This is a genomic window from Nocardioides hwasunensis, from assembly GCF_014779665.1.
GTDB lineage: Bacteria > Actinomycetota > Actinomycetes > Propionibacteriales > Nocardioidaceae > Nocardioides > Nocardioides hwasunensis.
Window position 1 is genome coordinate 35,545 of sequence record NZ_JACXYY010000004.1, and the last position, 25,244, is coordinate 60,788.

Genomic DNA, 25,244 nt, shown 5'->3' on the forward strand with positions numbered 1-25,244 from the left:
CTGGGCGTCAAGTTACCCATGACAGACCGTCGCGAACCATCCCCTCGGTAAAGACTGTGGAGAACTCGCGCATCGACCTGCGGCTGCCGCTCCCCGGTCGGCGAGCAAGGGCGAGCACGTCATCGGCGGCGCCTGTCCGAGCGGCAGATGGTCCGGCGTGGGGGAGCAGTCCGTGCCGAAGCGCTCGATCGCGCAGTCGCTGATCGCCAGCTCCACGGGGTCGTTCCAGGTGCTGGTGCCGACCAGCTTGGCGAACGGGATCTCCTCACACTCCTCGTACGCGCCCTCGTCGCCGTGGCGTACGTCCTCGATCCTGGCCACGAAGGACCGGTCGAGGTCCACCCGTCGGCAACGACGTCCGTCGGGCAGGAGGCACAGCGCTGCGGTCGCCAGGTCGAGGTTGGTCGTCGGCACGATCGGTCGCGGCACGACGTTGGGCAGGTACCCGGGGCCGGGTCCACGGTGGACGGGGGTCGCCGGGTCCGCCGCTGGTCCACGATCGCCGCCGCGACCAGGTCGCGGAACCCGGGGGCGTCCGCCTTCACCAGCGAGCCCGCGGTCGGGAAGCCGCCGGCCTCGGCCAGCTCCCGCACGTGGCACTCGCCGTATCCGTGGGTGATGGTCGACGTCGAGCCGTCGGGATATCCGAAGACGTACTTGATGCGGGGCCGGCCCTCCTGCGTGCAAAAGAGGGCCGGGTCGTCGGGCCAGCCGGGTCGCGCGTTGACCTCGTCGACGAGGGCCGCGACGCCCTGGACCAGCGGGTCGTCCGGGGCCGCGATGCCCTCCAGCCACTGCGGACCCTGCGAGACGGGATCGTCGCCCGGGCAGACCCGCAGGCTGACGGCGCCGGACGGAAGGTCGCCTTGGGGGTAGTCTGGCCTCGCATCCCACGCCGGGCACGGCGGCACCGTCGCCGGGTCGACCACGGGCACGTCCAGCTGCCGAGGATCCTGCCGGTCCACGTAAACGGGTTCGCCAGACGGCGACGGGCAGGCCACCACCGTGCACGAGAGCACGAGTGCGACGTACGTCCGCCACTGCCACGCCATGAGTCGATGGTCGCCGCACTGGGCGGTTGCGCCCAGCGGCGCGGCACAACCGTGACCGAGCCGTGACGCGAGCTCCGCGGTCGCTGGCCTACGGCCCGGCGGTCGCCACCCGGTCGAGCCACTCCCCCATGAGCTCGCGCTCGGCGTCGCTAAGGCCGGGGAGGTCCGGCAGCACGGCCCGCACCGCAACGACCGCGGCGATCGCGGCGATCGGACCGGACTCCCGCGACGGCGCCCCGTCCACCAGGATCTGTGCGAGCACTGCGGAGAGCATCGCGTCGGGCAGGCGTACGTCGCGCCCGTCGGGGTCAGTGGCGAGCAGCGCCTGCACCGCGCCGGTCCCGGCGGCGTGGATCATCTCGACGGCGTGCGGCTCATCGACGGCCAGCAGCCCCGCGGCCGCGATGCGGTGCACCCTGCCCTCGAGCACCTGACGTCCGAGCCGGATCCCGGGCGAGTCCCGGACCCTCCCCGGATCGCTCAGCAGCGCGAACACCGCGGGGTTGGCGAGACCGAACTCGATCTGTCGCGCCCAACTTCGACGAAGGTCGTCCACCGGGTCGACGTCGTCGGCCTGCGCGGCCACGGCAGCCGCCTTCTGGGTGGCGTACGTCGTCATGACGTGCTCAAGGACCGCGTCGAGCAGGCCGTCCTTGTCGCCGAACAAGCGGTAGATCGACGGCGGCTGGACGCCGGCGTCGTCGGCGACGCCGCGCGTGGTGACCGCGCTCGTGCCGTGCTCCTGGAGCCGCCGCGCGGCCACCTCCACGATCCGGGTGCGGGCATCGTCGCGAGCAGTGGTCCCACGTGGCATGGATCAACGGTATCGCAAATCTGTTATCGGTGTGATTCCATTGATATCGACACTCGCCTTCCATCGATAACAGGAGTTCCCATGATCATCGTGACTGGAGCCACCGGAGCCCTCAACGGGGCGACCGTCGACCACCTGCTGGAGCGCCTCCTTGCCACGGACGTTGCCGTCGTCGTGCGGGATCGCGCCCGCGCCCAGCGCTTCGCCGACCGGGGAGTCGAGGTGCGCGAGGGTGGCTACGCCGACAACGCCTCGCTGCCGGCGGCGTTCGCCGGCGCCGACCAGCTGCTGCTGGTCTCCTCGAACGACCGTCAGGTCGACACGGTCGCGCTGCACGAGGCCGCGATCACTGCTGCGGTGACGGCCGGCGTCGGCCGGATCCTCTACACCAGCCACCAAGGCGCGGCGCACGAGTCGCCGTTCGCTCCCGCTCGGGTGCACGCCACCACCGAGGACCTGCTGGCCGCGTCCGGGCTGCCGTGGACCTCGCTCCGCAACGGGTTCTACGCGCACACCCTCGAGTGGGCCCTCGGTCCGTGGCGCAAAACCGGGGTGGTCACCGTGCCTGCCGACGGCCAGGTCTCGTGGACGGCACGCGAGGACGTCGCCGAGGCTGCGGCGGCCGTCCTCCTAGCGCCCGGTGCGTACGACGGGCCCACCACGCTCACCGCTCCGGCGGCGCCGACGTTCGCCGAGCTCGCGGAGACCGCCTCACAGCTGGCCGGTCGCCCCATCACCCTCGAGGTCGTGGACGCCGAGGACTGGGTCACGGCCCAGGTCGAGGCCGGGCAGCCCGAGCCGGCCGCCCGGTTCAGCGTCGGGATGTACGACGCTGCGCGCGACGGGTTCTTCGCCGGCGCCACGCCCCTGCTCGGGGAGCTCCTCGGCCGCGAGCCGCGCAGCGCTCGCGACGCGCTGGCCGTCGCGGCCGAGCGGTAGCGCCGACGTCGGGTCAGGCGGGGAGGGGCTTGCGCCAGTCCGTGATGGTGACCGCGATCCGCGCCGCGGGGCTGCCGTCCCACTGGACGTCGAGGCCCCGCGCACGCAGGGCATCCGCGACGAGCCGACCGACGGTGGTGTCGCTGGCGGCGACGACCTCGTCGCGCAGCGAGGCGTCGCCGTCGCGCCACCGCTGCACCACCGACGCATCGACCTCAGGGGCGGGCACGAAGGTGCTGTAGCTGAGGTAGAGCGTGGAGGAGTCGTCGGCCAGACGCTCCGCGTCCTGCTGATGAAAGAACGTGTAGCCCCACTCACGGAAGGGGTACTCGCCCGCGGGCGCGTCGGTGAGCGGCGTGCGCTCGTCGTCGATCTCGGTGGTCCCGCAGGTCTGGCAGCAGGTGAAGTCCATCCGGGCCACCACGCCCTGCTGGGCCAGGTCGGCGAACGCGGCCTCCACCTGGTCGTACTGACCGGGCCCCGTCCAACCGGCCTGCTCCGCGAGCCGCCCGTCCCACACCTCGCCGACGATCCGCTCGACACGGGGGTCGCCCTCGGCCTCGAAGTAGTCGCCGACGGCCACCAGGACGTCGGAACGGTCCATGAACCCAGGGAGGACCCTGGCTCGCACGGCCTCACGCACCTCGTCGTCGCTGATATCGTCGTCGAGCAGCACCACGCCGGCCGGCCCGTCGGGCTCGCTCGGCGTACGACGGAAGCGGTCGAGGAATCTCACGGGAGGTCGCGGCGTCAGCTGCCGGTCTCGAGCCGGAACCCGACGCCCCGGATGGCGACGACACGCTCGCCGGCCTCGGCGGCCTCGAGCTTGCTGCGCAGCCGACCGATGGTGACGTCGAGGGTCTTGGTCGAGCCGTACCAGTTCTGGTCCCAGACCTGGTTCATCAGGGTCTCGCGTGGCACGACCTTGTCGTGGTTCGACGCGAGCACGGCCAGGACGTCGAACTCCTTGGCCGTCAGCGCGATCTCCCGCTCGCCGAGGTGCACGCGGCGCGAGGCGGCGTCGATCTTCAGCCCGGACGAGGTGGTGACGGTGGTGTCGTCCTGCGGGGCGACCGTGCTGCGTCGCAGCAGCGCCCGCACACGCGCCAGGAGCTCGGCGAGGCCGAAGGGCTTGGCGAGGTAGTCGTCGGCTCCGACGTCGAGGCCCACGACCCGGTCGAGCTCGCCGGCGCGGGCGGTGACCATGATGATTCCGCCGAGGTATCCACCAGATCTCATCTGGCGACAGACGTCGATGCCGTCCATGTCGGGAAGGCCGAGATCGAGGATGACCACGGCCGGTCCTTCGCCGATCGCGAGCGAGACCGCTTCTGCCCCACCCGAGACCCGAGTGACCTGGTAGCCCTCACGTTCCAGGGTGCGCATCAGCGGAAGGGCGATGTCTTCCTCGTCCTCCACCACCAGCACGTCGTGCACCATGCCGACGAGCATAGAGGGCGGGTCAGCGGATGGTGACGTGAATCCCCGAGTCGGACACCGGGGCGACCGCGGTGTAGGTCGGCGCGGCGGGCGCGTCCTCACCGGGGCCGAGCATGACGCCACCGGCGGCCAAGGCCACGGCGATGGGAATCAGCAGGAAGCGGGACATGTGGAAAATCATGCGTCCGCGCGATCCACACGGGACCCTCGTCGTGGTCACAGGACGGAAATGTTTCGGAAGAGGACGGGCACGAGCGGGCACGTTCGGGGGATCAAGAATCGCTCAAGAAATCTGTCCACCCCTTGGGCGTGCCGGGACGTCGTCAGGCCTCGAAGACGTCGCCGAGCTCCGCAACCCGCTCGAGCACCTGGTCGAGGCTGAGCTGCGCGAGCGCCAGCTCGTCGTCGGCACCGGCCTCGACCTCGTCCCACGTCAGCGGCGCGGCCACGGTCGGTCGCTCGCGCCCGCGCAGGGAGTAGGGCGACACGGTCGTCTTCGAGCCCGAGTTCTGCGACCAGTCCAAGAAGACCTTCCCCGGCCGCTTGGCCTTGGTCATGGTGGCGGTCACCAGGTCGGCGTGCTCCTGCTGAAGCACCTCGGCGACCTCCTTGGCCAGCGCGGTGGTGCCGTCGCTGTCGAGGCTGCTGCGGCCGGTCGCGGGGAGCGGAGCGTAGAGGTGCAGGCCCTTGCTACCGCTCATGACCGGCGTACAGCCCAGGTCGCGCTCGGCGAGGGCGGCGCGCACCAGCAGCGCCACCTGCGCGCACTCGTGCAGCCCGGCCGGCTCGCCCGGGTCGAGGTCGATGACGAGGCGGTCGGGCTTGCGCGGGCGGCCCTTCGCGTCGACCGTCCACTGGTGCACGTGCAGCTCGAGCGCCGCGAGGTTGGCCAGCCAGGTCAGCGTGGCGAGGTCGTCGCAGATCGGGAAGCGCAGGGTGCCGTCGCCCGTGCCGGTGCGCGAGCCGGTGGTGGAGACGGTGGCCGTACGCACCCACGACGGCGTGCCGGCAGGTGCGTTCTTCTCGAAGAAGCTCGACCCCTCCACGCCGTGGGGCCAGCGGATCCGGGTGACGGCGCGGTCCTTCAGGTGCGGCAGCAGCACCGGCGAGACCTGGGCGTAGTAGTTGAGCACCTCGCCCTTGGTGGTCCCGGTGCGCGGGTAGAGGACCTTGTCGAGGTTGCTGATCGTCAGGGTGCGGCCCTCGACGTCGACATGGACCTCGTTGCCCGTGGCCGGGCTCATGGGAGGTCCTCTGGGTCGAGGTCGTCGCGCACGCCCTGGAACGACGGCTGGCGCAGCCGCTCGTAGCCGAGGCCGTGGGTGTCGACGTCGACGACGACGCGCGGCTCGACCCAGAACGTGCCGGCGGCGTCGACGCGCGGCACCTGGTCGGCGAACGGGGCGGTGTCCCGGGCCAGCGGAGCCAGCAGGTCTGCGAGCCGCTTGCTGGTGGCGCCGGCGATCCCGCTGCCCACACGACCGCGGTAGAGCAGGCCGTCGGGGGTCTGCTCGCCGACGAGCAGCGCGGCCAACCGGTCCGTCGTCCCGACCTGGGGGCGCCAGCCACCGACGACGAACGAGCCTCGATGGCGGTGGGCCAGCTTGCGCCAGTCCTCGCTGCGGTGGTCGAAGCGGTAGCGCGAGGAGCGCCGTTTGCTGACCACGCCCTCGAGCCCCTGCTGCAGGGTGGCAGCGAACAGCATCTCGCCGTCGTGGTACGCCGGTGGCACCTGCCAGGTCGACTCGGCGAGCGGGAGCTCCTCGAGGACTGCGCGTCGCTCCTCGAGGGGGCGACCGGTGAGGTCCTCGCCGTCGAGGCGCAGCAGGTCGAAGACCATCAGCGTCGCGGGCACGGTCCTCACCAGCCGCGCGACCTCCGTGGCGTTGCGCAGGTGCATGCGGTGCTGGAGCACGCGGAAGTCGGGGACGCCGCGCTCGTTGAGCGCGATCACCTCTCCGTCGACCATCAGGTCGCGCTCACCCAGCGGGGCGGCGCTCAGCTCGGGCCACGCAGCGGTGACGTCGTTGTCGTTGCGGCTGGTCATCCGCGCCACGCCGTCGCGGACGTCGACCAGCACGCGTACGCCGTCCCACTTGACCTCGTGCAGCCACTGCGCGCCCGTGGGCACGCGGTCGGTCTTGCTGGCGAGCATCGGGCGCACGACTGCAGTCAATCAGGTCGGTCGGCCGGTCCCCTGTGTCGGCGCGGAGGGATATCGTCGTCGCATGAGAGCGATCTGGAAGGGTGCGGTCTCCTTCGGCCTGGTGAGCGTCCCGGTCAAGCTGTACGCCGCGACCGAGAGCCACGACGTGTCCTTCCGACAGGTGCACGCCAAGGACGGCGGCCGCGTGAAGTACCAGCGGATCTGCTCCCTCGACGGCGAGGAGGTGGCCTACGCCGACATCGCGAAGGGCTACGAGACCGAGGACGGCGAGATGGTCATCCTGACCGACGACGACATGGCCGAGCTGCCGTCGACGTCGTCGCGAGAGATCGCCGTGGAGAAGTTCGTGCCGCGCGAGCAGATCGACCCGCTGCTGTTCGAGAAGTCCTACTACCTCGAGCCCGAGGGCCAGGGCGCCAAGCCCTACGCGCTGCTGCGCCAGGCGCTCAAGGACGCCGACCGGATGGCCGTCGTGACCGTCGCCCTGCGCCAACGCACGACCATCGCGGTGCTCCGGGTGCGCGAGACCGAGGCCGGCGAGGTCATCGTGCTCCAGACGATGATGTGGCCCGACGAGGTCCGTGTCCCCGACTTCAAGGTCGAGGTCGACGACGCCAAGCCGTCGGAGGTCAAGATGGCCCACATGCTCGTCGAGACCCTCGCGGGCGACTTCGACGCCAGCGAGTTCGAGGACGACTACGCCGGAGCCGTCGAGGCCCTGGTGAAGTCGAAGATCGAGGGTGGCGAGATCAAGCGCACCGAGACCTCGACCAAGACCTCCGGCGAGGTCGTCGACCTGCTGGCCGCGCTGCAGAAGTCGGTGGCTGCAGCGAAGAACGCCCGCGGCGAGGACGCCGACTCGGAGTCGGGGTCCACGCCCGCGGCGAAGAAGTCGGCTGCCAAGAAGACCTCGACCAAGAAGGCTCCAGCGAAGAAGGCCGCCGCCAAGAAGTCGGCAGCGAAGAAGTCCACCACCAAGAAGGCCGCGGCGAAGAAGGCCAGCTGAGCCTGCCGCCGGCGCGCGGTCGTCATACCCGTGCCGTGGGCGGTGAGTGAGACATGTTCTGCCTCTGCAGAACCTGCGTCACGCACCGCTGGCTAGGGCGCAGGGCGATCGGCGGTGAGTGAGACATGTTCCGGACGTGCGGAAGATGTCTCACTCACCGCCCGCTCAGGACGTCATGGCCCGCAGCCTGGCGCCGATCTCGGCGGCCACCGCGACGGCGAGGTCGGCCGGCGTCTCCCCGTCGACCTCGGGCACGACGTGCTGGACGACACCGTCGGCGAGCAGGTCGGCCGCCCGGACGCGCTGACGCGTGGCCATGTCGGCTGCATGGGTGACGTCGCCGTGCACGATGAGGCTGGCACCCTCGGGAGGCAGCGGCGAGAGCCACGCGTGCTCGGTCGCCACGACCACCCGGGCGGGGAGGAAGGCGAGCGCCCCTCCCCCGCAGCCCTGCCCCAGGATCACCGACACCGTCGGGACCGTCATCGTCGTCAGGGTGGCGATGCACCGGGCGATCTCGCCGGCGATCGCACGCTCCTCGGCCTCGGGCGAGAGCTCGGCGCCCGGGGTGTCGATGACGCTGACGAGCGGCAGGCCGAGCTCCTGCGCCAGCCGCATCCCGCGGCGTGCCTCGCGCAGCGCGCCGGGACCCATCGCGTGGCCGGGCGTCTGACGGGAGCGGTCCTGGCCGATCAGCACGCAGGGCTGGTCGTCGAGCCGGGTCAGCGCCACCAGGACGCTGGAGTCGCGCTCGCCCTCGTCGGTGCCACGCAGCTGGAGCGTCCCGGTGGCTCCGTGCGCGAGGAGGTCGCGCACGCCCGCCCGGTCCGTACGTCGGGTGCGCTCGACGCTGTCCCACGCGGTGTGGTCGCCGATCGTGTGCGCCTCCCGCGCGGGCAGCCGGCCCGGGCCGGGGCCGTCGACGAGCACCGCGAGCGCGGAGTCGACCATCTCGGGGAGGTGCTCGGCGTCGACGACTCCGTCGATGACGCCGGTGGCGGCGAGGTTCTCCGCCACCTGCACCCCGGGCCGGAACGGGCGACCGTTGAGACCCTCGTAGACCTTCGGACCGAGGAAGCCGACCAGCGCGCCCGGCTCGGCGACGGTCACGTGGCCGAGGGATCCCCACGAGGCGTAGACGCCTCCGGTCGTGGGGTGGCGCAGGTGGACGAGGTAGGGCAGGCCCGCCGCGCGGTGGTCCATCAGCGCGCGGGAGATCTCGACCATCCGCACGAAGGCGGGCGTGCCCTCCTGCATCCGGGTCCCGCCGGACGCCGTGCTGGCCATCAGCGGCAGCCCCTCGGCGGTGGCACGGCGCACCGCGGCGGTGATCCGGTCGGCCGCGACCCGACCGATCGAGCCGGCGAGGAAGCGGAACTCGTTGACCACGACCGCCACCGGGCGGCCGCGGACCTCGCCGCGTCCGGTCAGCACGGACTCGTCGGTGCCCGCCTTCTCGGCCGCCGCCTCGAGGGCCGCGCGGTAGTCGGGATCGGCGTACGAGGTGTCGATCGGCTCGTCCCACGAGACGAACGTGCCCTCGTCCAGCACCAGGTCGAGCAGCTCTGCTGCGGTCCAGCGCTTCGTCACCGAGCCTCCTCCTCGGAGGCCACCCAGGCACGGATCTCGTCGGCGTGCTGGTCGAGCAGCGGCGGCGCGGCGTGATCGCGACGGGTGACCTCGGCGCCCTCGGCGTCGAAGAACCGCAGCGGCGGTCCGGGCAGCGTGATCCCGCCCAGCGTCGGGTGCTCGACGTCGACGAGCAGGCCCTGGCTGGCGACCTGGTCCCACTCGTAGACCTCGTCGAGGCTGCGCACCTTGCCGGCGGGCACGCCGACCTCGGCCAGCCGGGCCAGCAGCGGCTCGGCGTCCCAGTCGGCGAACACCGCCTCGACCACCTCGATCACCCGCTCGCGCTCACCGACCCGCTCGCCGTTGGTGGCGAGCCCGTCGGCGTCGGGGTCGAGGCCGAAGCCCGCGCAGAACTTCTTCCAGAGTCCCTCGCTGCCGAGCGCGATCTGCACCGCGCCGTCGCGGCAGCGGAACAGCCCGTAGGGCGCGATCGACGGGTGGTGGTTCCCCTGCGCCCGCCCGACCTCGCCGGCGACGGTCCAGCGCGTGCCCTGGAAGGCGTGCACCCCGACGACGGAGGCCAGCAGCGACGTACGCACGACCTGTCCCTTGCCGGTCTCGTGCCGCTCGTGGAGGGCGGCGAGGATGCCGTAGGCGCCGTACATCCCGGACAGCAGGTCCGCGATCGGCACGCCGACGCGCTGCGGGTCGTCGGGCCCCGACCCGGTCAGCGACATCAGGCCGGCCTCGCCCTGCGCGATCTGGTCGTAGCCGGCGCGACCGCCCTCGGGGCCGTCGTGGCCGAAACCGGTGATCGAGAGGACGACCAGCCGTGGGTTGCGGCGCATCAGCTCCTCGATGCCGAGGCCGAGCCGCTCGAGCACGCCGGTGCGGAAGTTCTCCACCAGCACGTCGGCGCGGTCGACCAGCCCCAGCAGGACGTCCCGGTCGGACTCGTCCTTGAGGTCCAGCGCGATGGACTCCTTGTTGCGGTTGGTGCAGAGGAAGTACGTCGACTGGCGGGCGTCGGGCTCGCCGACGAACGGCGGCCCCCAGCCGCGGGTGTCGTCGCCGCTGCCGGGCGCCTCCACCTTGACCACGCGGGCGCCGAGGTCGCCGAGCATCTGGGTGGCGTGCGGGCCCGCGAGGGCGCGGGTGAGGTCGACGACGAGGAGGTCGGAGAGGGGTCCGGTCATGAGGGGGTTCACCATCCAGGGAGGACGAGGGCGGCCCAGACGAGCAGTGGCCCGACCAGGGTGACGATGACGCCGTAGCCGAGGATCTGCTTGTAGTAGCTGGTCTCGTCGACGGTGTCGGGCTTGTTGGCGAGCATCAGCGCGCCGTTGGTGGAGAAGGGGCTCACGTCGACGATCGTCGAGCTGACCGCGAGCGCCGCGACGAAGAGGCCTGCGGAGAGGCCGCCCTCGCCGATGAGCGGGATGGCGATCGGGATGATCACCGGGAGCAGTGCCGTCGAGGACGCGAACGCCGAGACGATGCCGCCGACGTAGCAGAGGATCAGCGCGCCGATGGCGGCCGCGCCCAGCCCGGCGGCCCACTTGCCGACGAACTCCGGCGAGCCCGCGGCGGTGAGGATCGTGGCGTACGTGCTCACGCCGGCGACCAGCAGGACGGTCGGCCACGCGATCTGCTTGACGGTGTCCTTGTAGGCCTTCGGCGTCAGGATCGACAGCACGACGGCCGCGGTGATGGCGGCGAAGCCGATGTTCTTGTCAAAGACCAGCGCCACGACGGCGACGGCGACGAACGCGACCAGCGTCAGGGCGTGCTCCAGGGTGGAGCCGGCGTCGTCGGCGTTGGGCGTGCCGGTCGTCGGGCTCGCGCCGGTGGCCGAGCGGGCGTCGGAGTGGTCGGGGCGCTTCGCCACGCCGCCCGCGCCGCCCTCGGCCGCGGTGCCGCCACCGGCCGGGACGAGCTCGCCGTCGGCGTCCATGCGCAGCGTCATCAGCTTGCGCCCACCGAGGACGACGAAGAGGATCGCAGCCATCACGGTGTTCACCGCGAGGCTGGAGAGGAACACGATCATCGGGGAGGAGCCGAGACCGGCGTCCTCCATCACGGAGTTGGTGATCGTGCCGTAGATCGAGATCGGCGAGAAGCCACCCGCCTGGGCGCCGTGCACGACCATCATGCCCATCATCAGCGGGCTGATGCGGTAGCGCCCGGCGAAGCCGAGGGCGATCGGGCCGATGATGGCGCACGCGGCAGGGCTCGCGGCGCCGATCGCGGTGATCACGGCGGTGACGGCGAACATCACCCACGGGATCAGTGCCACCCGGCCACCCACGGACGAGACGGCCGTCCTCACGATCAGGTCGACCGTGCCGTTCTGCCTGGCGATGGCGAAGAGGTAGGTGACGCCGATGAGGGTGAGCACCAGGTCGGCGCTGATGCCGCCCAGGATCTCCTTCTCGTCGAGGCCGAGGGAGTACATCCCGACGAGCCACGCGGCGACGTAGGCCAGCGCTCCCATGTTGATCGGCAGCAAGGTGCCGATCACGAACAACGCGACCAGCGCGAGGATCGCGATCCATTCCGGACCCATAGTCGAGACCTCCGATTCGAGAACCGCTCGGCTGGGTCCCGGGGTGACCCTCGTCACGAGGTTGGCTCAGTGGCCTAGCCAATAGGACAATGAGCCGATCGTCAATAGGGTGTCGTCATGTCCGAGTCGTTTCCACCACGGTTACTGCGCACGCGCCTCTACGAGCAGGTCGCCGAACAGATCTCCTCGTGGATCTCCGACAACGGCCTCACCACCGGCGACAGGCTGCCGCCGGAGCGCGAGCTCGCCCAGCGGCTGGGCGTGAGCCGCGCGACCCTGAGCCAGGCCCTCGTGGCGCTCGAGGTGGTCGGCGTCGTGGAGGTCCGCCACGGCGACGGGACGGCGGTCACCGCACGTCACGGCCAGTCGACCCGCATCGTCGAGGCGATCCGCAGCCACGCCGACCGGCTCCCGGAGATCATCGAGACCCGGGACGCGCTGGAGACCAAGATCGCCTCGCTCGCCGCGATCCGGCGCACCGACGACGACCTGGCCCGCATCGACGACGCGCTGGACTTCATGGCGGCCGACATCGACGCCGGCGGTCGCGGGGTCGAGGGTGACGAGCGCTTCCACGGCGCCGTCACGGCGGCGTCCCACTCGCTGCTGCTGGCCCGGCTGATGGACGAGATCGGCGACCTGGTCAAGGAGACCCGGCTGGAGTCACTGGGTCAGCCCGGGCGTCCCCAGGACTCGCTGGCCGGACACCGCGCCATCGCCGAGGCGATCCGCGCCGGCGATCCCGCGGCCGCTGCCGCTGCCATGCACGCCCACGTCGAGATGGTCAGCGACGTCGCACTCCTGCGCGACCGGCCGTGAGTCCGACCGACATCCTCCTGGTCGTCGCGGCCGGGCTCGGCGCCGGCGTGCTCTCCTCGACGGTCGGCGTCGCGTCCCTGCTGAGCTTCCCGATCCTCGTCGGGCTGGGCCTGCCGCCGGTGGTCGCCAACGTCTCCAACACCCTCGGCCTCATCCCCGCCGGGCTCGGTGGCGTGGCGGGCTACCGCCAGGAGGTGCGGGAGGCCGGCCGACTGGCGTGGGTCATCGCGCTGGTGTGCGCGATCGGGGCGGTGCTCGGAGCGGCGCTGCTGCTCGGGCTGCCGCCGGGCGTCTTCGAGGCGGTCGTGCCCTTCCTCATCCTCTTCACCTGCCTGCTGGTCGGCGTCCAGCCCCGGGTCGCGCGGTGGCTGCGGGCCCGGCACGAGCGACGCCACGGCGAGCAGCTCTCCGAGCGACGCAGCATGTCGCCGCTGACGACCTTCTTCGCCACCGTCACGGGGGTCTACGGCGGCTACTTCGGCGCCGGCGCGGGGGTGATGATGGTGGCGGTCCTGGGCCTTGGCACCGACCTCGAGCTGCGCATCGTCAACGGCCTCAAGACGCTGTCGCTGATGGTCGGCAACATCGTGGCGGGCCTGATCTTCGTCTTCGTGGCCGAGCCCCGCTGGGACGTGGTCGGCCTCCTCGCCGCGGGCTCGATGATCGGCGGCTACCTCGGTGCCGTCATCGGCAGACGGCTCCCCGACGGAGTGTTCCGCTGGTCGGTCGTCGCGGCCGGTGTCGTGGCCGCGATCCTGCTGTTCTGAGCCTCGACCGGGACGTCATGGCCGACGGTCGCGCAGACGACCGGCAACCATGACGTCGTCGACGTACGTCATGGCAGGTGGCCGCGCGGGCGACCGGTCGCCATGACGTACGCCGGTCACGACAGCAGGCCGCGCACCACCCGCAGCCCGACGGACAGGCGAGCCAGCTCGGCGGTCTCCTCGCGGCAGATCTCCTCGAGGGTGGCGGCCGAGCGGCCGACCAGCTCCTCGTCGGCGTTCTCCCACGCAGCGACCCGGGCCGGGGCGGAGTCGTCCGCGCTGGTCGACTCCAGCACCTGCGCCGTGAGCTGCTGGTGGACGCCGTAGAGGTCGTCGCGCACGGCGGCCCGCGCCATGGTCTGCCAGCGGTCGTCGCGCGGCAGCGCGAAGATCCGCTCCACGAGGGCGGGCAGGCCCAGCCGCTCCCCCAGCGCGAAGTGGACGCGTGCCACCTCGACCGGGTCGAGGTCGAGACGGTCGGCGGTCTCCACGATCCCGAGCAGGGCGTACGCCGGCGCGAGGGCCGCCACGCGTGAGGCGAGGTCCGCGCCGATGCCGTGGTCGGTGAGCCGCTTCTCGCGCGCGCGGTAGTCGTCGAGCTCGCGACCGCTCATGATGCCGGGCAGCTCGCCCAGCACCGACTGGACCCGCTCGCGGAAGAAGTCGACGGTCGCCCGGGAGTCGAGCGGAGGCCGACGGGTGGTCACCAGCCAGCGTGAGGCCCGCTCGACGAGCGTACGCATCTCGATCCGCATCCGGGTCTGGCGCTCGGCCGGGACCTGGTTGTCGAGCGCGGCGATCTCCTGGCGCAGCGAGAGCGACCCGAAGATCTCGCGAGCCACGAAGTTGGCGCGGGTGAGGTCGGCCGCGCTGGCGCCCGTCTCCCCCGCCAGGCGTGGCCAGAAGGTCATGCCGGCGCCGTTGACCAGGTCGTTGACGACCTGGGTCACGATGATCTCGCGTCGCAGCGGGTGGTCCTCCATCGCCGCCACCAGGTCCGGCTTCATCCGGCTGGGGAAGTAGCCGAGGAGGTCCTCGCTGAGGTAGGGGTCGTCGGGCAGGTCGGACTCGACGAGCTCGTCGGCGAGCACGATCTTGGTCCACGCCATCAGCACCGACAGCTCGGGTCCGGACAGCGCCTGCTTGCGGTCGAGCCGGCGCTTGACCTGCCGGGTGGTCGGCAGTGCCTCGAGGTCGCGGTTGAGCACGCCCCGCTTCTCCAGCGCACGCATCCAGTCCTCGTGGACGTGGAGCAGCGAGGGGGCGTGTGCCTCGGCGTTGGCGAGAGCGAGGTTCTGCTCGTAGTTGTCCTTCAGCACCAGCTCGCCGACCTCGTCGGTCATCGCGGCGAGCAGGGCGTTGCGTGCCTCCTCGTCCATCCCACCGGCGCGCACGACCCGGTCGAGCAGGATCTTGATGTTGACCTCGTGGTCGGAGGTGTCGACACCGGCCGAGTTGTCGATGAAGTCGGTGTTCATCCGCCCACCGCTGCCGCCGACACCCTCGCGGGCGTACTCCACGCGGCCGAGCTGGGTGAATCCGAGGTTGCCGCCCTCGCCGATGCACCGGGCGCGGAGGTCCCCGCCGTTGACGCGGATGGCGTCGTTGGCCTTGTCACCTGCGTGGGCGTCGGTCTCCTCCGAGGCCTTGACATAGGTGCCGATGCCGCCGTTCCAGAGCAGGTCGACGGGCGCGAGGAGGATCGCCCTCATCAGCTCGGCCGGCGTCATGGCCGTGGTCGACGACGGCAGCCCGAGCGCCTCGCACACCTGCGGCGACACCGGGATCGACTTGGCCGAGCGCGGCCAGACCCCACCACCGTCGGAGATCAGCGAGGTGTCGTAGTCCTTCCAGCTCGATCTCGGCAGCTCGAAGAGCCGGCGCCGCTCGGCGTACGACGTCGCGGCGTCGGGCGCCGGGTCGATGAAGATGTCGCGGTGGTCGAAGGCGGCGACCAGCCGGGTGTGCTCCGAGCACAGCATCCCGTTGCCGAAGACGTCGCCGGACATGTCGCCGATGCCGACGGCCGTGAAGTCCTCGGTCTGGCAGTCGACCCCCATCTCCCGGAAGTGTCGCTGCACCGAGACCCATGCACCCTTGGCCGTGATGCCCATCGCCTTGTGGTCGTAGCCGACCGAGCCGCCGGACGCGAAGGCGTCGCCGAGCCAGAAGCCGTAGTCCTTGGCCACACCGTTGGCGATGTCGGAGAAGGTCGCGGTGCCCTTGTCCGCGGCGACCACCAGGTAGGAGTCGTCGCCGTCGTGGCGGACCACCTCGCGCGGCGGCACGGTCTCGCCGTCGACGAGGTTGTCGGTGATGTCGAGCAGGCCCGAGATGAAGGTCTTGTAGCAGGCCACGCCCTCGGCCAGCCACGCGTCGCGCTCCGCGGGGTCGGGCAGCTGCTTGCAGAAGAACGCCCCCTTCGACCCGACCGGCACGATGACGGTGTTCTTCACCATCTGCGCCTTGACCAGGCCGAGCACCTCGGTGCGGAAGTCGTCGCGTCGGTCCGACCAGCGCAGGCCGCCGCGGGCGACCGGACCGAACCTCAGGTGTGATCCCTCGACACGAGGGCTGTAGACGAAGATCTCGAACCGCGGGCGCGGCTCGGGCAGGTCGGGGATGGCCGACGGCTCGAGCTTGAACGAGATGTAGGGGTGGACGTCTCCGTCGGCGTCGCGCTGGAAGAAGTTGGTGCGCAGGGTCGCGCGGACCAGCGTCCGGTAGGACCGCAGGATGCGGTCGTGGTCGAGGCTGACGACCTCGTCGAGCGCCTTGGCCAGCTTGTCCTCGATCGCCTCGACCCGTGCCACCCGGGCCTCGGCGTCGGCCTCGAGCGCGCGGTCGTCGCGGCCCGGGTCGAAGCGCGACTCGAACAGGTCGACGAGCAGGCGCGTGATGTCGACGTTGCTGCGCAGCGCCTCCTCGATGTAGTCGAGGGCGAAGGGCGAGTTGCCCTGCTTGAGATACTTCGCGTAGGCCCGCAACACCGTGGCCTGGCGCCAGGTCAGCCCCGCGGCCAGGACCAGGTTGTTGAACCCGTCGATCTCGTTGAAGCCGTTCCAGACCGCCGCCAGCGCCTCGGCGAACAGCGTCCGCTCGCGCGGCGGCAGGACCCGCCCGTGGCGCAGCCCGAACTCGTAGATGAACGACGGTCGGGACAGACCCGTGAGCTCGTAGGGCCGCTCGTCGACGACCTCGACGCCCATCGAGGTCAGCATGGGGAGCATGGTCGAGAGCGACAGCGGCTCGCCGACCCGGAAGACCTTGAGCCGCGACTCGCCACGTCGGTAGCGCCCGCGCTGCTCGTCCTGGTCGAAGAGCGCGAGGTCGATCCCCTCCTCGCCCTCGATGGCCTCGATCCGACCGAGGTCGGCGGAGGCACGCTGGGGGTTGTAGTCCTCCTTGTAGGCCTCCGGCCACGCGTCGGCCCAGGCGCGCGCGAGCTGGGCACCGCGGTCCTCGCCCCAGTCGGACACGACGGTGGCCATGAAGTCCTCGCGCCAGGAGCGCGAGGCCTCGATGAGGCGGCGCTCGAGGTCGGCGACGTCGATCTCGGGGATCTGCTGGCCCTTGGGCGGGTGCACCACGAAGTGCACGCGCGCGCTGGTCGACTCGTTGACCCGCGCGGTGAACTCAACGTGCTCGCCCCCGAGGTCGTCGCGCAGGATCGCGGAGAAGCGCTCACGCACCGCGGTGCTGTAGCGATCGCGCGGGAGGTAGACGAGCACGGAGACGTAGCGACCGTAGGTGTCGCGGCGCACGAACGCCCGCAGCTGTCGGCGCTGGCGCGCGAACATGACGTCCTGCACCACCGGGGCGAGGTCGGCCGGCGAGGTGTGGAAGAGCTCGTCGCGCGGGTAGTTCTCGAGGGTGTCCATCAGCGCCTTGCCGGCGTGGCTGCGCGGGTCGGAGCCCGCACGTCGTACGACCTCGTGGACCTTCTCGCGCAGGACCGGGATGCGGGTCACCGACTCGGTGTAGGCAGCGCTGGAGAAGAGGCCGAGGAACCGGCGCTCGCCGACGACCTCACCGTCGGGGCCGAACGTCTTGACCCCGACGTAGTCGAGGTACGCCGGGCGGTGGACCGTGGCGCGGGAGTTGGCCTTCGCCAGCACCAGCAGCGTCTTCTCCCGTGCCTTGGCCTTCACCAGCGGAGGCAGCTTGGCGAAGGCGCTGGACAGGTCCTGGTCGTGGCGCAGGATGCCCAGGCCGGAGCCGGGAACGGCGCGCAGCCCGCACTCGTCGGGGTCACCCTCGTCGGTCTCCAGCGCGTACTCGCGGTAGCCGAGGAAGGTGAAGTGGTCGTTGGCCAGCCAGGTGAGGAAGTCGCGACCCTGCCGCAGCTCGGCAGCCGGCAGCGGCGGGGGGCTCTCGTCGAGCTCGGCCACCACCGAGAGGGCCTGGGCGTGCATCTTCTCCCAGTCCTCGACCGACTCGCGGACGTCGCGCAGCACCCGCTGGAGGCCCTCCGTGACGGCCGCGGCCTCCTCCTCGTCGGTGCGGTCGATCTCGACGTGCATCCACGACTCGGCGCCGTCCCGGTCATCGTCGTCGGGCTCCTGGGCGTGGACGTGCTGGAGCTCGCCGGTGATGTCGCGCTCGACGTTGAACTGCGGGTGGATCACCGAGTGCACGTTGTGACCGAGCCGGTTGAGCTCCATCGTCACCGAGTCGACGAGGAAGGGCATGTCGTCGGTGACGACCTCGACGACCGAGCGACCCGCCGCGGACCAGCCGGACTCGGCGCTGGTGGGCGTCACCACCCGGACCGCCGCCGTGCCCTGCGGGCGCGAGACACCGAGCTCGCGGTGCGAGGCCAGGGCGCCGAACAGGTCCTCGGGTGATCGTTCGTCGACCTCCTCGGGAGCCACGTGTCGGTAGTAGCTGCGCAGCAGGTCGCCCCACTCGGGGCGGGCCTGCGTCGCGGCGTCGAGCTGTTGGTCCTTGATCTCCTCCGGCGTCGCCACGCTCCGACACTAGAACCCGGCGTGTGAGCGTCACAACAAGGGGTGGGGAGTGTCGTCGGGCCATGATGGGGCCATGAAGAAGCTGACGAAGAAGCTGACCTACGACGCCACCACCGAGGCGGTGGCAGCCATGCTCGCCGACCCCGCCTTCCGCGAGGAGGTGCTCGAGCGGCAGCACGTCGTACGCGGCTCGGCCACGGTCGACGGCGACGTGGTCACCGTCGAGCAGGTGCGCTCCGCCGACGGCGTGCCGTCCTTCGCCCGCTCGTTCGTCGGGGACGAGATCGCCATCGTCCAGCAGGACACCTGGACCTCGGCGACCACCGCCGACATCGAGCTCTCGATCCCGGGCAAGCCCGGCCACGCGCAGGGCACCCTCGCGCTCACCGACGCCGGGGGGCGCACGACCGAGACCATCGACCTCGAGGTCAGCATCAAGATCCCGCTCGTCGGCGGGAAGGTCGAGACCATGATCACCGACCTGCTCGCCCGGGCGCTCGACGTCGAGCACCGCGTCGGCGTGGAGTGGCTCGGCCGCTAGTCGGCCGGCTGGCCCTCTCGATCGGTGCGGGAGGGGGACTCCCGTGCGTCGGACTCCTCCTGGGCCACCGTCGCCGCGTCGGCGGCGGCGTCGGCCCGGGTGCGCCGCCACACCACGATCGCCAGCACCACGACGGGGCCGAAGGCGAGCAGCACGGTCAGCAGCTGCTCGAACGGGTGCAGCGCGCCCATGTGCAGGGGTGGGCGGAGCAGGATCACCCCGTCATCCTCCCACCCCCGACGCGCGGTGCGTCCTCAGCCCTGGTGGGGGTAGAGGTGGTCCGTGGGCGGGACGAAGGTCTCCTTGATCGAGCGCGGGCTGGTCCAGCGCAGCAGGTTGACCGCGGCACCGGCCTTGTCGTTGGTGCCCGAGGCCCGGCCACCACCGAAGGGCTGCTGCCCCACCACAGCACCGGTGGGCTTGTCGTTGATGTAGAAGTTCCCCGCCGCGAACCGCAGCGTCTCCTGGGCCCACGCGACCGCGGCGCGGTCCTGCGAGATGATCGCGCCGGTCAACGCGTACGGCGCGAACGACTCCATCTGCTCCACGACCCTCTCGAAGCTGCCCGGCATCGAGGAGTCGTCGTAGACGTGGACCGCGAGGATCGGGCCGAAGTACTCCTCGGAGAACATCTGGTCGGTCGGGTCGCTGGACTCGATGATCGTCGGGCGCACGAACCAGCCCACCGAGTCGTCGACCTGCCCGCCGGCCAGCACCGTGAGGTGCTTGGCCCGCTTCGCGCGCGCGATCGCGGCCTTGTGCTTGGCGAACGCGCGCTCATCGATCACCGCACCCATGAAGTTCGTCAGGTCGGTGACATCACCCATGGTGAGCGCCTCGGTGTCGGCGATCAGCTGGTCCTTGATCCTCACCCACACCGAACGAGGGATGTAGGCCCGCGAGGCGGCCGAGCACTTCTGACCCTGGAACTCGAACGCACCGCGGATCATCGCGACCCGCAGCACGTCGGGGTCGGCCGAGGGGTGCGCGACGATGAAGTCCTTGCCGCCGGTCTCGCCCACGATCCGCGGATAGGTCCGGTAACCGGAGATGTTCTGCCCCACCGTGGCCCACAGGTGCTGGAACGTCGGCGTCGAGCCGGTGAAGTGGATCCCCGCGAGGTCACGGTGCGCCAGCGCCACCTTCGACACCTCGAGGCCGTCACCGGGGAGCATGTTGATGACGCCGGGCGGCATCCCTGCCTCCTCCAACAGCTCCATCGTCAACGACGCGGCCAGCTGCTGGGTCGGCGACGGCTTCCAGATCACCGTGTTGCCCATCAACGCCGGGGCGGTGGGCAGGTTGCCGGCGATCGCGGTGAAGTTGAACGGCGTGATCGCATACACGAACCCCTCGAGCGGACGGTGGTCCGTACGGTTCCAGATGCCCGGACTGTTCGCGATCGGCTGGTCGGTGAGCATCTGCTTGGCGTAGTGCACGTTGAAGCGCCAGAAGTCGATCAGCTCACACGCCGCATCGATCTCGGCCTGGAACGCCGTCTTCGACTGACCCAGCATCGTCGCCGCGTTCAACCTCTGACGCCACGGACCCGCCAGCAGGTCCGCGGCCTTGAGGATGATCGCGCACCGCTCGTCGAAACCCATCGCCCGCCAGGCCGGGGCGGCGTCGTTGGCAGCCTTGATCGCCGCCTCGGCGTCCTTGACCGTGGAGTTCTTCAGCGTGCCCAGCACGTGGGCGTGGTCGTGCGGCTGGACCACCTTCATCTCGGCCCCGCCCCCGTTGCGGCGCTTCCCGCCGATGACAGCACGGAACGACTGCTGCTTCTTCTCCAGCCGCGCCAGCTCGGCGACGAGGGTCTCCCGCTCCGCGCTGCCGGGGGCGTACGTCAGGTTCGGCTCGTTGACCGGAGCCGGAGGAAAGGTGATGGCGTCCATGCGCCCGATGGTGTCAGAGACCGTGGAGGGCCTCAAAGGCGCAGGAGCCTCAGGCCCCGAGCAGGTCGTCGATCTCCTGCGTGGCCCACCACGCGAGGTCGTCGTCCGGATCGGCGTCGTCGTCGCTGTCGACGTGCACGGCCACCACGTCGCGCCACCGCACGGGCGCGTCGCCGGTCGCGGTCTCCACGACCACCACCACCCGGCGGCGCCGGCCGTCCGGGAGGCCCGCCAGCAGCTCGGCCGAGGCGTCCGCGGCGGTCATGAGGGCGACGTACTCCGTCTCCTCTCCGTCGTCGGCTGCCACCACCGGGTCGACCACGCGGGGTCCGTCGGCGTCATGGTCCTCGGCGAGGAGGAGCAGCGTGGTCGGGAGGTAGCGGCGGGTCATGTCTTGCCTGCCTTCGATCGGGAGGTCTTCTTGCGCCCGCGGGGCGCGCGCGGTCGGGAGTCGGACGCGGAGTCCTTGAGCTCCTCGAGCGCCTCCAGCACGCACTGGCCCAGCACGTCGGCGTCGGGCACGGCGTCGCGGTCGGCGGTAATGCCGTAGAACACCCCGCCGTCGTAGGACGTCACCCCGATCGCCACCGGGTGGTCGGGCAGGAGCGGGTGCACGGGGTAGGACTCGAGCATCCGGGCACCGTCGGCCCAGAGCGGGAACTGCGGCCCGGGCACGTTGGTGATGGAGACGTGGAAGCCGTGCCGCATCTCGGCTGCGGCGACCCGCGACCCGAGCGCGTGGAACGTCGTCGGGGCGAACCCGGCGATGCCCGAGAGACGGCGGGCGGAGACGTTGCGGCCGTTGTCGCGGTGGGCCTTGAGGTCGTAGCTGACCTGGTGGAGCCGGAGGACGGGGTTGGTCTCGCTGATCGGCAGGTGCACGAGGTGCCCGGTGATCTGCGTGCCGAGGGAGGTGGTCTCGAGCTCGTCGTCGATGACCGACATCGGGACGATGGCCTTGATCGTCCGGAGGCCCCCCATCGACTCCGCACGCGTCATCAGCCAGCCGCGCAGGCCGCCGGTGAGGGTGGCGAGGATGACGTCGTTGACCGTCCCGCCGTGGACCTCACGGATCGAGCGGTAGTCGGAGAGCTCGGTGCGCACTGTCACGAAGCGCCGCTGCTGCGAGAGCCGGCGATGCACGGGGGTGGAGTGGACAGGGCCCCGACCGGCGAGCGCGTGAGCGACCTCGGCGACCCGGGCACTCGTCGCCGAGGCCTGCCGGGCGATCGACTCGGCGTTGGCGCGGGCGGTCAGCCAGAGGGTGCCGGGTCGCTCGAAGGTGTCGGTGACCGCGTTGACCGCCGCCGCGACCGGGCCGGCCGTACGCCGGGGGTGCCAGTCGTCGTCGTGGCCCAGGGTCGAGCGGTCGGCCGAGGTGTCGAGCAGGACCTGGCCGATGTCGACGGTCTCCCGGCCGTCGACGAGGATCTGGTGGCTCTTGGTCAGGAGGGCGACGTGGCCGTGCTCGAGGCCCTCGACGAAGTAGCACTCCCACAGCGGCCGGCTGCGGTCGAGCGGCCGCGAGGCGATGCGGGCGACGAGCTCGCGGAGCTGGTCCATGGTGCCGGGGCGCGGCAGCGCCGAGCGACGCACGTGGTAGCCGAGGTCGAACGTGTCGTCGTCGACCCAGGCCGGGTTGGCCAACCGGCCCGGCACGCTCTGCAGTCGTTGCCGGTAGCGCGGGACGAACGCGATCCGGTCGGCGATCAGGTCGACGAGCCGGTCGTGGTCGAAGCCGGACTCGCCGGGGTCGAAGATCTCGACGGTCGCGTTGTGCATGGGCGTCGTGGGGGACTCGGCGGCCAGGATGGCCAGGTCCCGCGGCCGCAACCGCTCGCTCATCCACGTACTCGCTTCGCTCCGTGCGCCGATGAGGCACAAGTCGCGCAGCACTGACCGGTTCGCTCGCTGCGCTCGCTCATCCACGTACTCGCTTCGCTCCGTGCGCGGATGAGGCACAAGTCGCGCAGCACTGACCGGTTCGCTCGCTGCGCTCGCTCACAAGGTGCCCTCTCGTCGATGTCTTGCTCCCGCATGGGATTCTGGCAGAGCCCCCAGCACCATCGAAGGAGAAGCCTGTGTCCGGTCGCGGTCTCGCGCGCCTCGCCCCTGTCGTCCTCGTCCTCGCCGCCGGGCTCAGCGCCTGCGGTGGCAGCGACGCCGACCCGCCGGCCACCACCTCCTCCCCCACCACCGACGGCGACGCCGTCGCGATCACCGTCACCCGCAAGGACGACGCCTTCACGCCCAACGGCGAGCGCGTCGAGCTGGGGATCGGCCAGACCCTCAAGCTGACCGTGACCGCCGACGAGGCCGGTGAGTTCCACGTGCACAGCACGCCGGAGCAGGAGATCGAGTACGAGGAGGGCACCTCCGAGCACGAGATCACCGTCGGCCGGCCCGGTGTGGTCGAGGTCGAGAGCCACGACCCGGCCTCCGTCGTGCTGCAGCTCGAAGTCCGTTGAGCGGCGGCCTGCCGGGCAGCTCGATCGAGGCCCACGGCCTGGGCGGCGCCAAGGACCTGCCGATCCCGTCCGAGCTGGCGATCGCCGGCGCGGTCGCCGCGCTGGTCATCTCGTTCACCGTGCTCGCCGTGGCGTGGCGCGAGCCGCGCTACGACGCCGCGACCAGCGGCCGCGAGGCACCGGCGTGGCTGGACCGGTTCGTGTCATCACCCGCGCTGGCCATCGCCGCCCGCACCTTCGGGATGGTGTTCTTCCTCTACGTCGCCGCGGCCGCGGTCTTCGGCAAGGACAGCCTGGTCAACCCGTTCCTCGGGACGTTCTACGTCCTGCTGTGGGTCGGCATCGTGCCTGCGTCGCTGCTGTTCGGCCGGTTCTTCAAGGCGATCAGCCCCGCCCGCACGATCAGCATGCTCTTCGCGAGGATCTCCGGAGTTTCGGAGGGCGAGGGGATGTACGCCTATCCCGCCCGCCTCGGCTACTGGCCGGCCGCCGTCGGACTGTTCGCTTTCGTGTGGCTCGAGCTGGTCTACCCCTACTCGACCGAGATCGGCCCGGTGCGACTGTGGTGCGCGGCCTACCTCGGCATCATGCTGATCGGCTCCGCGATCTGGGGGACGACCTTCCTCGAGCGCGCCGACCCGTTCGAGGTCTACTCCTCGCTGGTCGCCAAGCTCTCCGTGTGGGGTCGCCGTGACGGCGTGCTGGTCCTGCGGAGCCCGCTGGCCAACCTGGACACCCTCGTCGCACGGCCCGGGCTCGTGGCCGTGGTCGGCGTGCTGTTCGGCAGCACGGCGTTCGACTCGTTCCGGGAGTCGACGGTCTGGCTCAAGCTGGTGCAGTCGTTGTCCACCACGCGGATCCTGCCCGACACGGTCGCCCTGGTCGGCTTCTCGGTGGGCGTCGCGCTGATCCTCACCGTGGCCACCATGGCGACCGGGGTGAGCAGCCAGACACCGCGCCGCGCGCTGCCCGACCTCTTCGCGCACTCAGTGGTGCCGATCATCGTCGGCTACATCGTGGCCCACTACCTGACCTACTTCGTGGAGTACGGACAGCAGACGCTGATCCAGCTGAGCGACCCCTTCAGTCGCGGCGACGACTACCTCGGCACCGCCGACCTCCAGATCAACTACTGGCTCTCGTCGCACCCGACGTTCCTGGCCGTGACCAAGGTGGTCGCCGTGGCGCTCGGGCACGTCGTCGGGGTGGTCGCAGCCCACGACCGCGCGATCAAGCTGCTGCCGAAGCGACACCAGCTGACCGGTCAGCTCCCGCTGCTCGTGGCGATGGTGGGCTTCACGGTCGGAGGCCTGTACCTGTTGTTCGCGGCATGACGTAGCCGAAGTACTTCGGCGTGACCTTCTCCGCCGGTTGCGGCGCAACCGGGCCGTAGGGCCAGCCGGGAGGCAGCTCCTGGGTCACGGTGACGCTCTCGCACGAGCCGCGGTAGTCGATGACGTCGTGCGGATCGCGCCAGCCGACGTAGATCACCCGGTCGGCGTTCCCGCTGTCGCCCTGGGACCGGTCGTCGCAGTGGATCCGGTCCTCGTAGCCGTCGGGGAGCACGTAGATCGTGTCGTTGCCCTGCTCCCCGAACACCTTGTCGGCACCGGGACCGAGGAAGATCGTGTCGTCGCCCTCGTCGCCCTTGATCAGCCAGTCGTGGCCGGTGCCGTCGATGAGCACGTCGTCGCCCGGGCCGCCCTGGATCGCACCGTCGTCGCCCGGACCGGCGTCGATGTAGTCGTTGCCGTCGTTGCCGATGTGCTTGTCGGACCCGTCGCCGCCGAAGATCCGGTCGTCGCCCGTGCCGCCACCGAGGGTGTCGTTGCCGGCCTCGCCGTAGACGATGTCGTTGCCGTCGTTGGCGGTGACGATGTCGTCGCCCTCGCCACCGTAGAGGGTGTCATCCCCCTTGCCGCCGTCGATCCTGTCGTTGCCGAGACCGCCGGCCACCCAGTCGTTGCCGGGCTGGGCGGTGATCCAGTCGTTGCCGTCGTCGCCGTAGACCGTGTCGTTGCCGGAGCCGGCGAAGATGGTGTCGTCGCCGCTGCGACCGCGCACCGTGTCGCGGCCGCCCAGGCTCATGATCCGGTTGGGCTTGGCGTTGCCGTTGATCACGTCGTTGGCGGGCGTGCCGCGCATCTGGCGCCCCGCGGCGTGGGCGGGGGTCGAGCCGAGCAGCAGGACGGCGAGCGCGAGGGCGCTCACTCTGACTGGGGACGTCA

The 25,244-nt window shown here is 71.0% G+C and carries 23 protein-coding genes; 7 read left to right on the forward strand and 16 right to left on the reverse strand.

Annotation, left to right across the window (positions count from 1 at the left end):
* Window positions 1-12: 12 nt before the first annotated feature.
* Complete coding sequence (locus IEZ25_RS10110) at window positions 13-429, reverse strand: hypothetical protein (RefSeq protein WP_191199314.1); 417 nt, start codon at window positions 427-429, stop codon at window positions 13-15.
* Between the two features lie 711 nt (window positions 430-1,140).
* Window positions 1,141-1,866 carry a TetR/AcrR family transcriptional regulator gene (locus IEZ25_RS10115; RefSeq protein ID WP_191199315.1) on the reverse strand — a complete coding sequence of 242 codons (726 nt, stop codon included), beginning with the start codon at window positions 1,864-1,866 and terminating at the stop codon, window positions 1,141-1,143.
* Window positions 1,867-1,947: 81 nt separating this feature from the next.
* On the opposite strand from IEZ25_RS10115, the gene IEZ25_RS10120 reads away from it, so the two are divergent.
* Window positions 1,948-2,805 carry an NmrA family NAD(P)-binding protein gene (locus tag IEZ25_RS10120; protein ID WP_191199316.1) on the forward strand — a complete coding sequence of 286 codons (858 nt, stop codon included), beginning with the start codon at window positions 1,948-1,950 and terminating at the stop codon, window positions 2,803-2,805.
* Window positions 2,806-2,818: 13 nt separating this feature from the next.
* Here the strand turns inward: IEZ25_RS10120 and IEZ25_RS10125 are convergent, their stop codons facing one another.
* The 5 genes from IEZ25_RS10125 to ligD (IEZ25_RS10145) form a co-directional block, all read right to left on the reverse strand.
* Entirely contained in the window at window positions 2,819-3,541 is a 723-nt protein-coding gene (locus IEZ25_RS10125) for a DUF6891 domain-containing protein (RefSeq protein ID WP_191199317.1), read from the reverse strand.
* Window positions 3,542-3,555: 14 nt separating this feature from the next.
* Entirely contained in the window at window positions 3,556-4,245 is a 690-nt protein-coding gene (locus tag IEZ25_RS10130) for a response regulator transcription factor (protein WP_191199318.1), read from the reverse strand.
* A gap of 22 nt (window positions 4,246-4,267) precedes the next feature.
* Entirely contained in the window at window positions 4,268-4,414 is a 147-nt protein-coding gene (locus IEZ25_RS10135) for a hypothetical protein (RefSeq protein ID WP_191199319.1), read from the reverse strand.
* Between the two features lie 154 nt (window positions 4,415-4,568).
* A complete protein-coding gene (gene ligD / locus IEZ25_RS10140) occupies window positions 4,569-5,489 on the reverse strand; it encodes a non-homologous end-joining DNA ligase (protein ID WP_191199320.1) in 921 nt (306 codons plus the stop codon).
* Window positions 5,486-6,400, reverse strand: a complete 915-nt coding sequence (gene ligD / locus IEZ25_RS10145) for a non-homologous end-joining DNA ligase (RefSeq protein WP_191199743.1) — start codon at window positions 6,398-6,400, stop codon at window positions 5,486-5,488. The genes ligD (IEZ25_RS10140) and ligD (IEZ25_RS10145) overlap by 4 nt, the downstream gene beginning before the upstream one ends.
* Before the next feature lie 73 nt (window positions 6,401-6,473).
* Between ligD (IEZ25_RS10145) and ku the strand changes: the two genes are divergently transcribed.
* Entirely contained in the window at window positions 6,474-7,418 is a 945-nt protein-coding gene (ku, locus tag IEZ25_RS10150) for a non-homologous end joining protein Ku (protein WP_191199321.1), read from the forward strand.
* 165 nt (window positions 7,419-7,583) lie between these two features.
* Here ku and IEZ25_RS10155 read toward each other — a convergent pair whose 3' ends face one another.
* Genes IEZ25_RS10155 through IEZ25_RS10165 form a run of 3 tightly spaced genes read right to left on the reverse strand, consistent with a single transcriptional unit; the run spans window position 7,584 to window position 11,556 of the window.
* Window positions 7,584-9,008, reverse strand: a complete 1,425-nt coding sequence (locus IEZ25_RS10155; RefSeq protein WP_191199322.1) for a carboxyl transferase domain-containing protein — start codon at window positions 9,006-9,008, stop codon at window positions 7,584-7,586.
* Entirely contained in the window at window positions 9,005-10,186 is a 1,182-nt protein-coding gene (locus tag IEZ25_RS10160; RefSeq protein ID WP_191199323.1) for a CaiB/BaiF CoA transferase family protein, read from the reverse strand. The genes IEZ25_RS10155 and IEZ25_RS10160 overlap by 4 nt, the downstream gene beginning before the upstream one ends.
* Window positions 10,187-10,194: 8 nt before the next feature.
* Window positions 10,195-11,556, reverse strand: a complete 1,362-nt coding sequence (locus tag IEZ25_RS10165; protein WP_191199324.1) for an SLC13 family permease — start codon at window positions 11,554-11,556, stop codon at window positions 10,195-10,197.
* Window positions 11,557-11,673: 117 nt separating this feature from the next.
* On the opposite strand from IEZ25_RS10165, the gene IEZ25_RS10170 reads away from it, so the two are divergent.
* Both IEZ25_RS10170 and IEZ25_RS10175 read left to right on the forward strand, forming a co-directional pair.
* Window positions 11,674-12,375: a FadR/GntR family transcriptional regulator gene (locus IEZ25_RS10170; RefSeq protein WP_191199325.1), complete on the forward strand. Its 702-nt coding sequence runs from the start codon at window positions 11,674-11,676 to the stop codon at window positions 12,373-12,375.
* Window positions 12,372-13,142 (forward strand): sulfite exporter TauE/SafE family protein, encoded by a 771-nt coding sequence (locus IEZ25_RS10175; protein WP_191199326.1) that lies wholly within the window; start codon window positions 12,372-12,374, stop codon window positions 13,140-13,142. Before IEZ25_RS10170 ends, IEZ25_RS10175 begins: the two co-directional genes overlap by 4 nt.
* A 116-nt stretch (window positions 13,143-13,258) precedes the next feature.
* On the opposite strand, the gene IEZ25_RS10180 is transcribed toward IEZ25_RS10175, so the two are convergent.
* Complete coding sequence (locus tag IEZ25_RS10180) at window positions 13,259-18,112, reverse strand: NAD-glutamate dehydrogenase (protein ID WP_191199327.1); 4,854 nt, start codon at window positions 18,110-18,112, stop codon at window positions 13,259-13,261.
* A gap of 73 nt (window positions 18,113-18,185) precedes the next feature.
* Here IEZ25_RS10180 and IEZ25_RS10185 point away from each other — a divergent pair, with 73 nt between their 5' ends.
* Window positions 18,186-18,653 (forward strand): DUF2505 domain-containing protein, encoded by a 468-nt coding sequence (locus tag IEZ25_RS10185; protein WP_191199328.1) that lies wholly within the window; start codon window positions 18,186-18,188, stop codon window positions 18,651-18,653.
* Here IEZ25_RS10185 and IEZ25_RS10190 read toward each other — a convergent pair.
* The 4 genes from IEZ25_RS10190 to IEZ25_RS10205 are packed head-to-tail and all read right to left on the reverse strand — an operon-like array spanning window position 18,650 to window position 22,393.
* Complete coding sequence (locus IEZ25_RS10190) at window positions 18,650-18,871, reverse strand: hypothetical protein (protein ID WP_191199329.1); 222 nt, start codon at window positions 18,869-18,871, stop codon at window positions 18,650-18,652. The genes IEZ25_RS10185 and IEZ25_RS10190 overlap by 4 nt on opposite strands.
* Before the next feature lie 36 nt (window positions 18,872-18,907).
* Window positions 18,908-20,548 (reverse strand): L-glutamate gamma-semialdehyde dehydrogenase, encoded by a 1,641-nt coding sequence (gene pruA, locus IEZ25_RS10195; protein WP_191199330.1) that lies wholly within the window; start codon window positions 20,546-20,548, stop codon window positions 18,908-18,910.
* 49 nt (window positions 20,549-20,597) lie between these two features.
* Complete coding sequence (locus IEZ25_RS10200; RefSeq protein ID WP_191199331.1) at window positions 20,598-20,939, reverse strand: DUF6912 family protein; 342 nt, start codon at window positions 20,937-20,939, stop codon at window positions 20,598-20,600.
* Window positions 20,936-22,393, reverse strand: coding sequence for a wax ester/triacylglycerol synthase family O-acyltransferase (locus tag IEZ25_RS10205; protein ID WP_191199332.1), 1,458 nt, complete (start codon window positions 22,391-22,393; stop codon window positions 20,936-20,938). The genes IEZ25_RS10200 and IEZ25_RS10205 overlap by 4 nt, the downstream gene beginning before the upstream one ends.
* Window positions 22,394-22,629: 236 nt before the next feature.
* Here IEZ25_RS10205 and IEZ25_RS10210 point away from each other — a divergent pair, with 236 nt between their 5' ends.
* Complete coding sequence (locus tag IEZ25_RS10210) at window positions 22,630-23,016, forward strand: hypothetical protein (protein WP_191199333.1); 387 nt, start codon at window positions 22,630-22,632, stop codon at window positions 23,014-23,016.
* Window positions 23,013-24,350, forward strand: coding sequence for a hypothetical protein (locus IEZ25_RS10215; protein ID WP_224748830.1), 1,338 nt, complete (start codon window positions 23,013-23,015; stop codon window positions 24,348-24,350). The genes IEZ25_RS10210 and IEZ25_RS10215 overlap by 4 nt, the downstream gene beginning before the upstream one ends.
* Here IEZ25_RS10215 and IEZ25_RS10220 read toward each other — a convergent pair.
* Window positions 24,313-25,227 (reverse strand): calcium-binding protein, encoded by a 915-nt coding sequence (locus IEZ25_RS10220; protein WP_191199334.1) that lies wholly within the window; start codon window positions 25,225-25,227, stop codon window positions 24,313-24,315. The two genes, IEZ25_RS10215 and IEZ25_RS10220, sit on opposite strands and share 38 nt — an antisense overlap.
* Window positions 25,228-25,244: the final 17 nt, after the last annotated feature.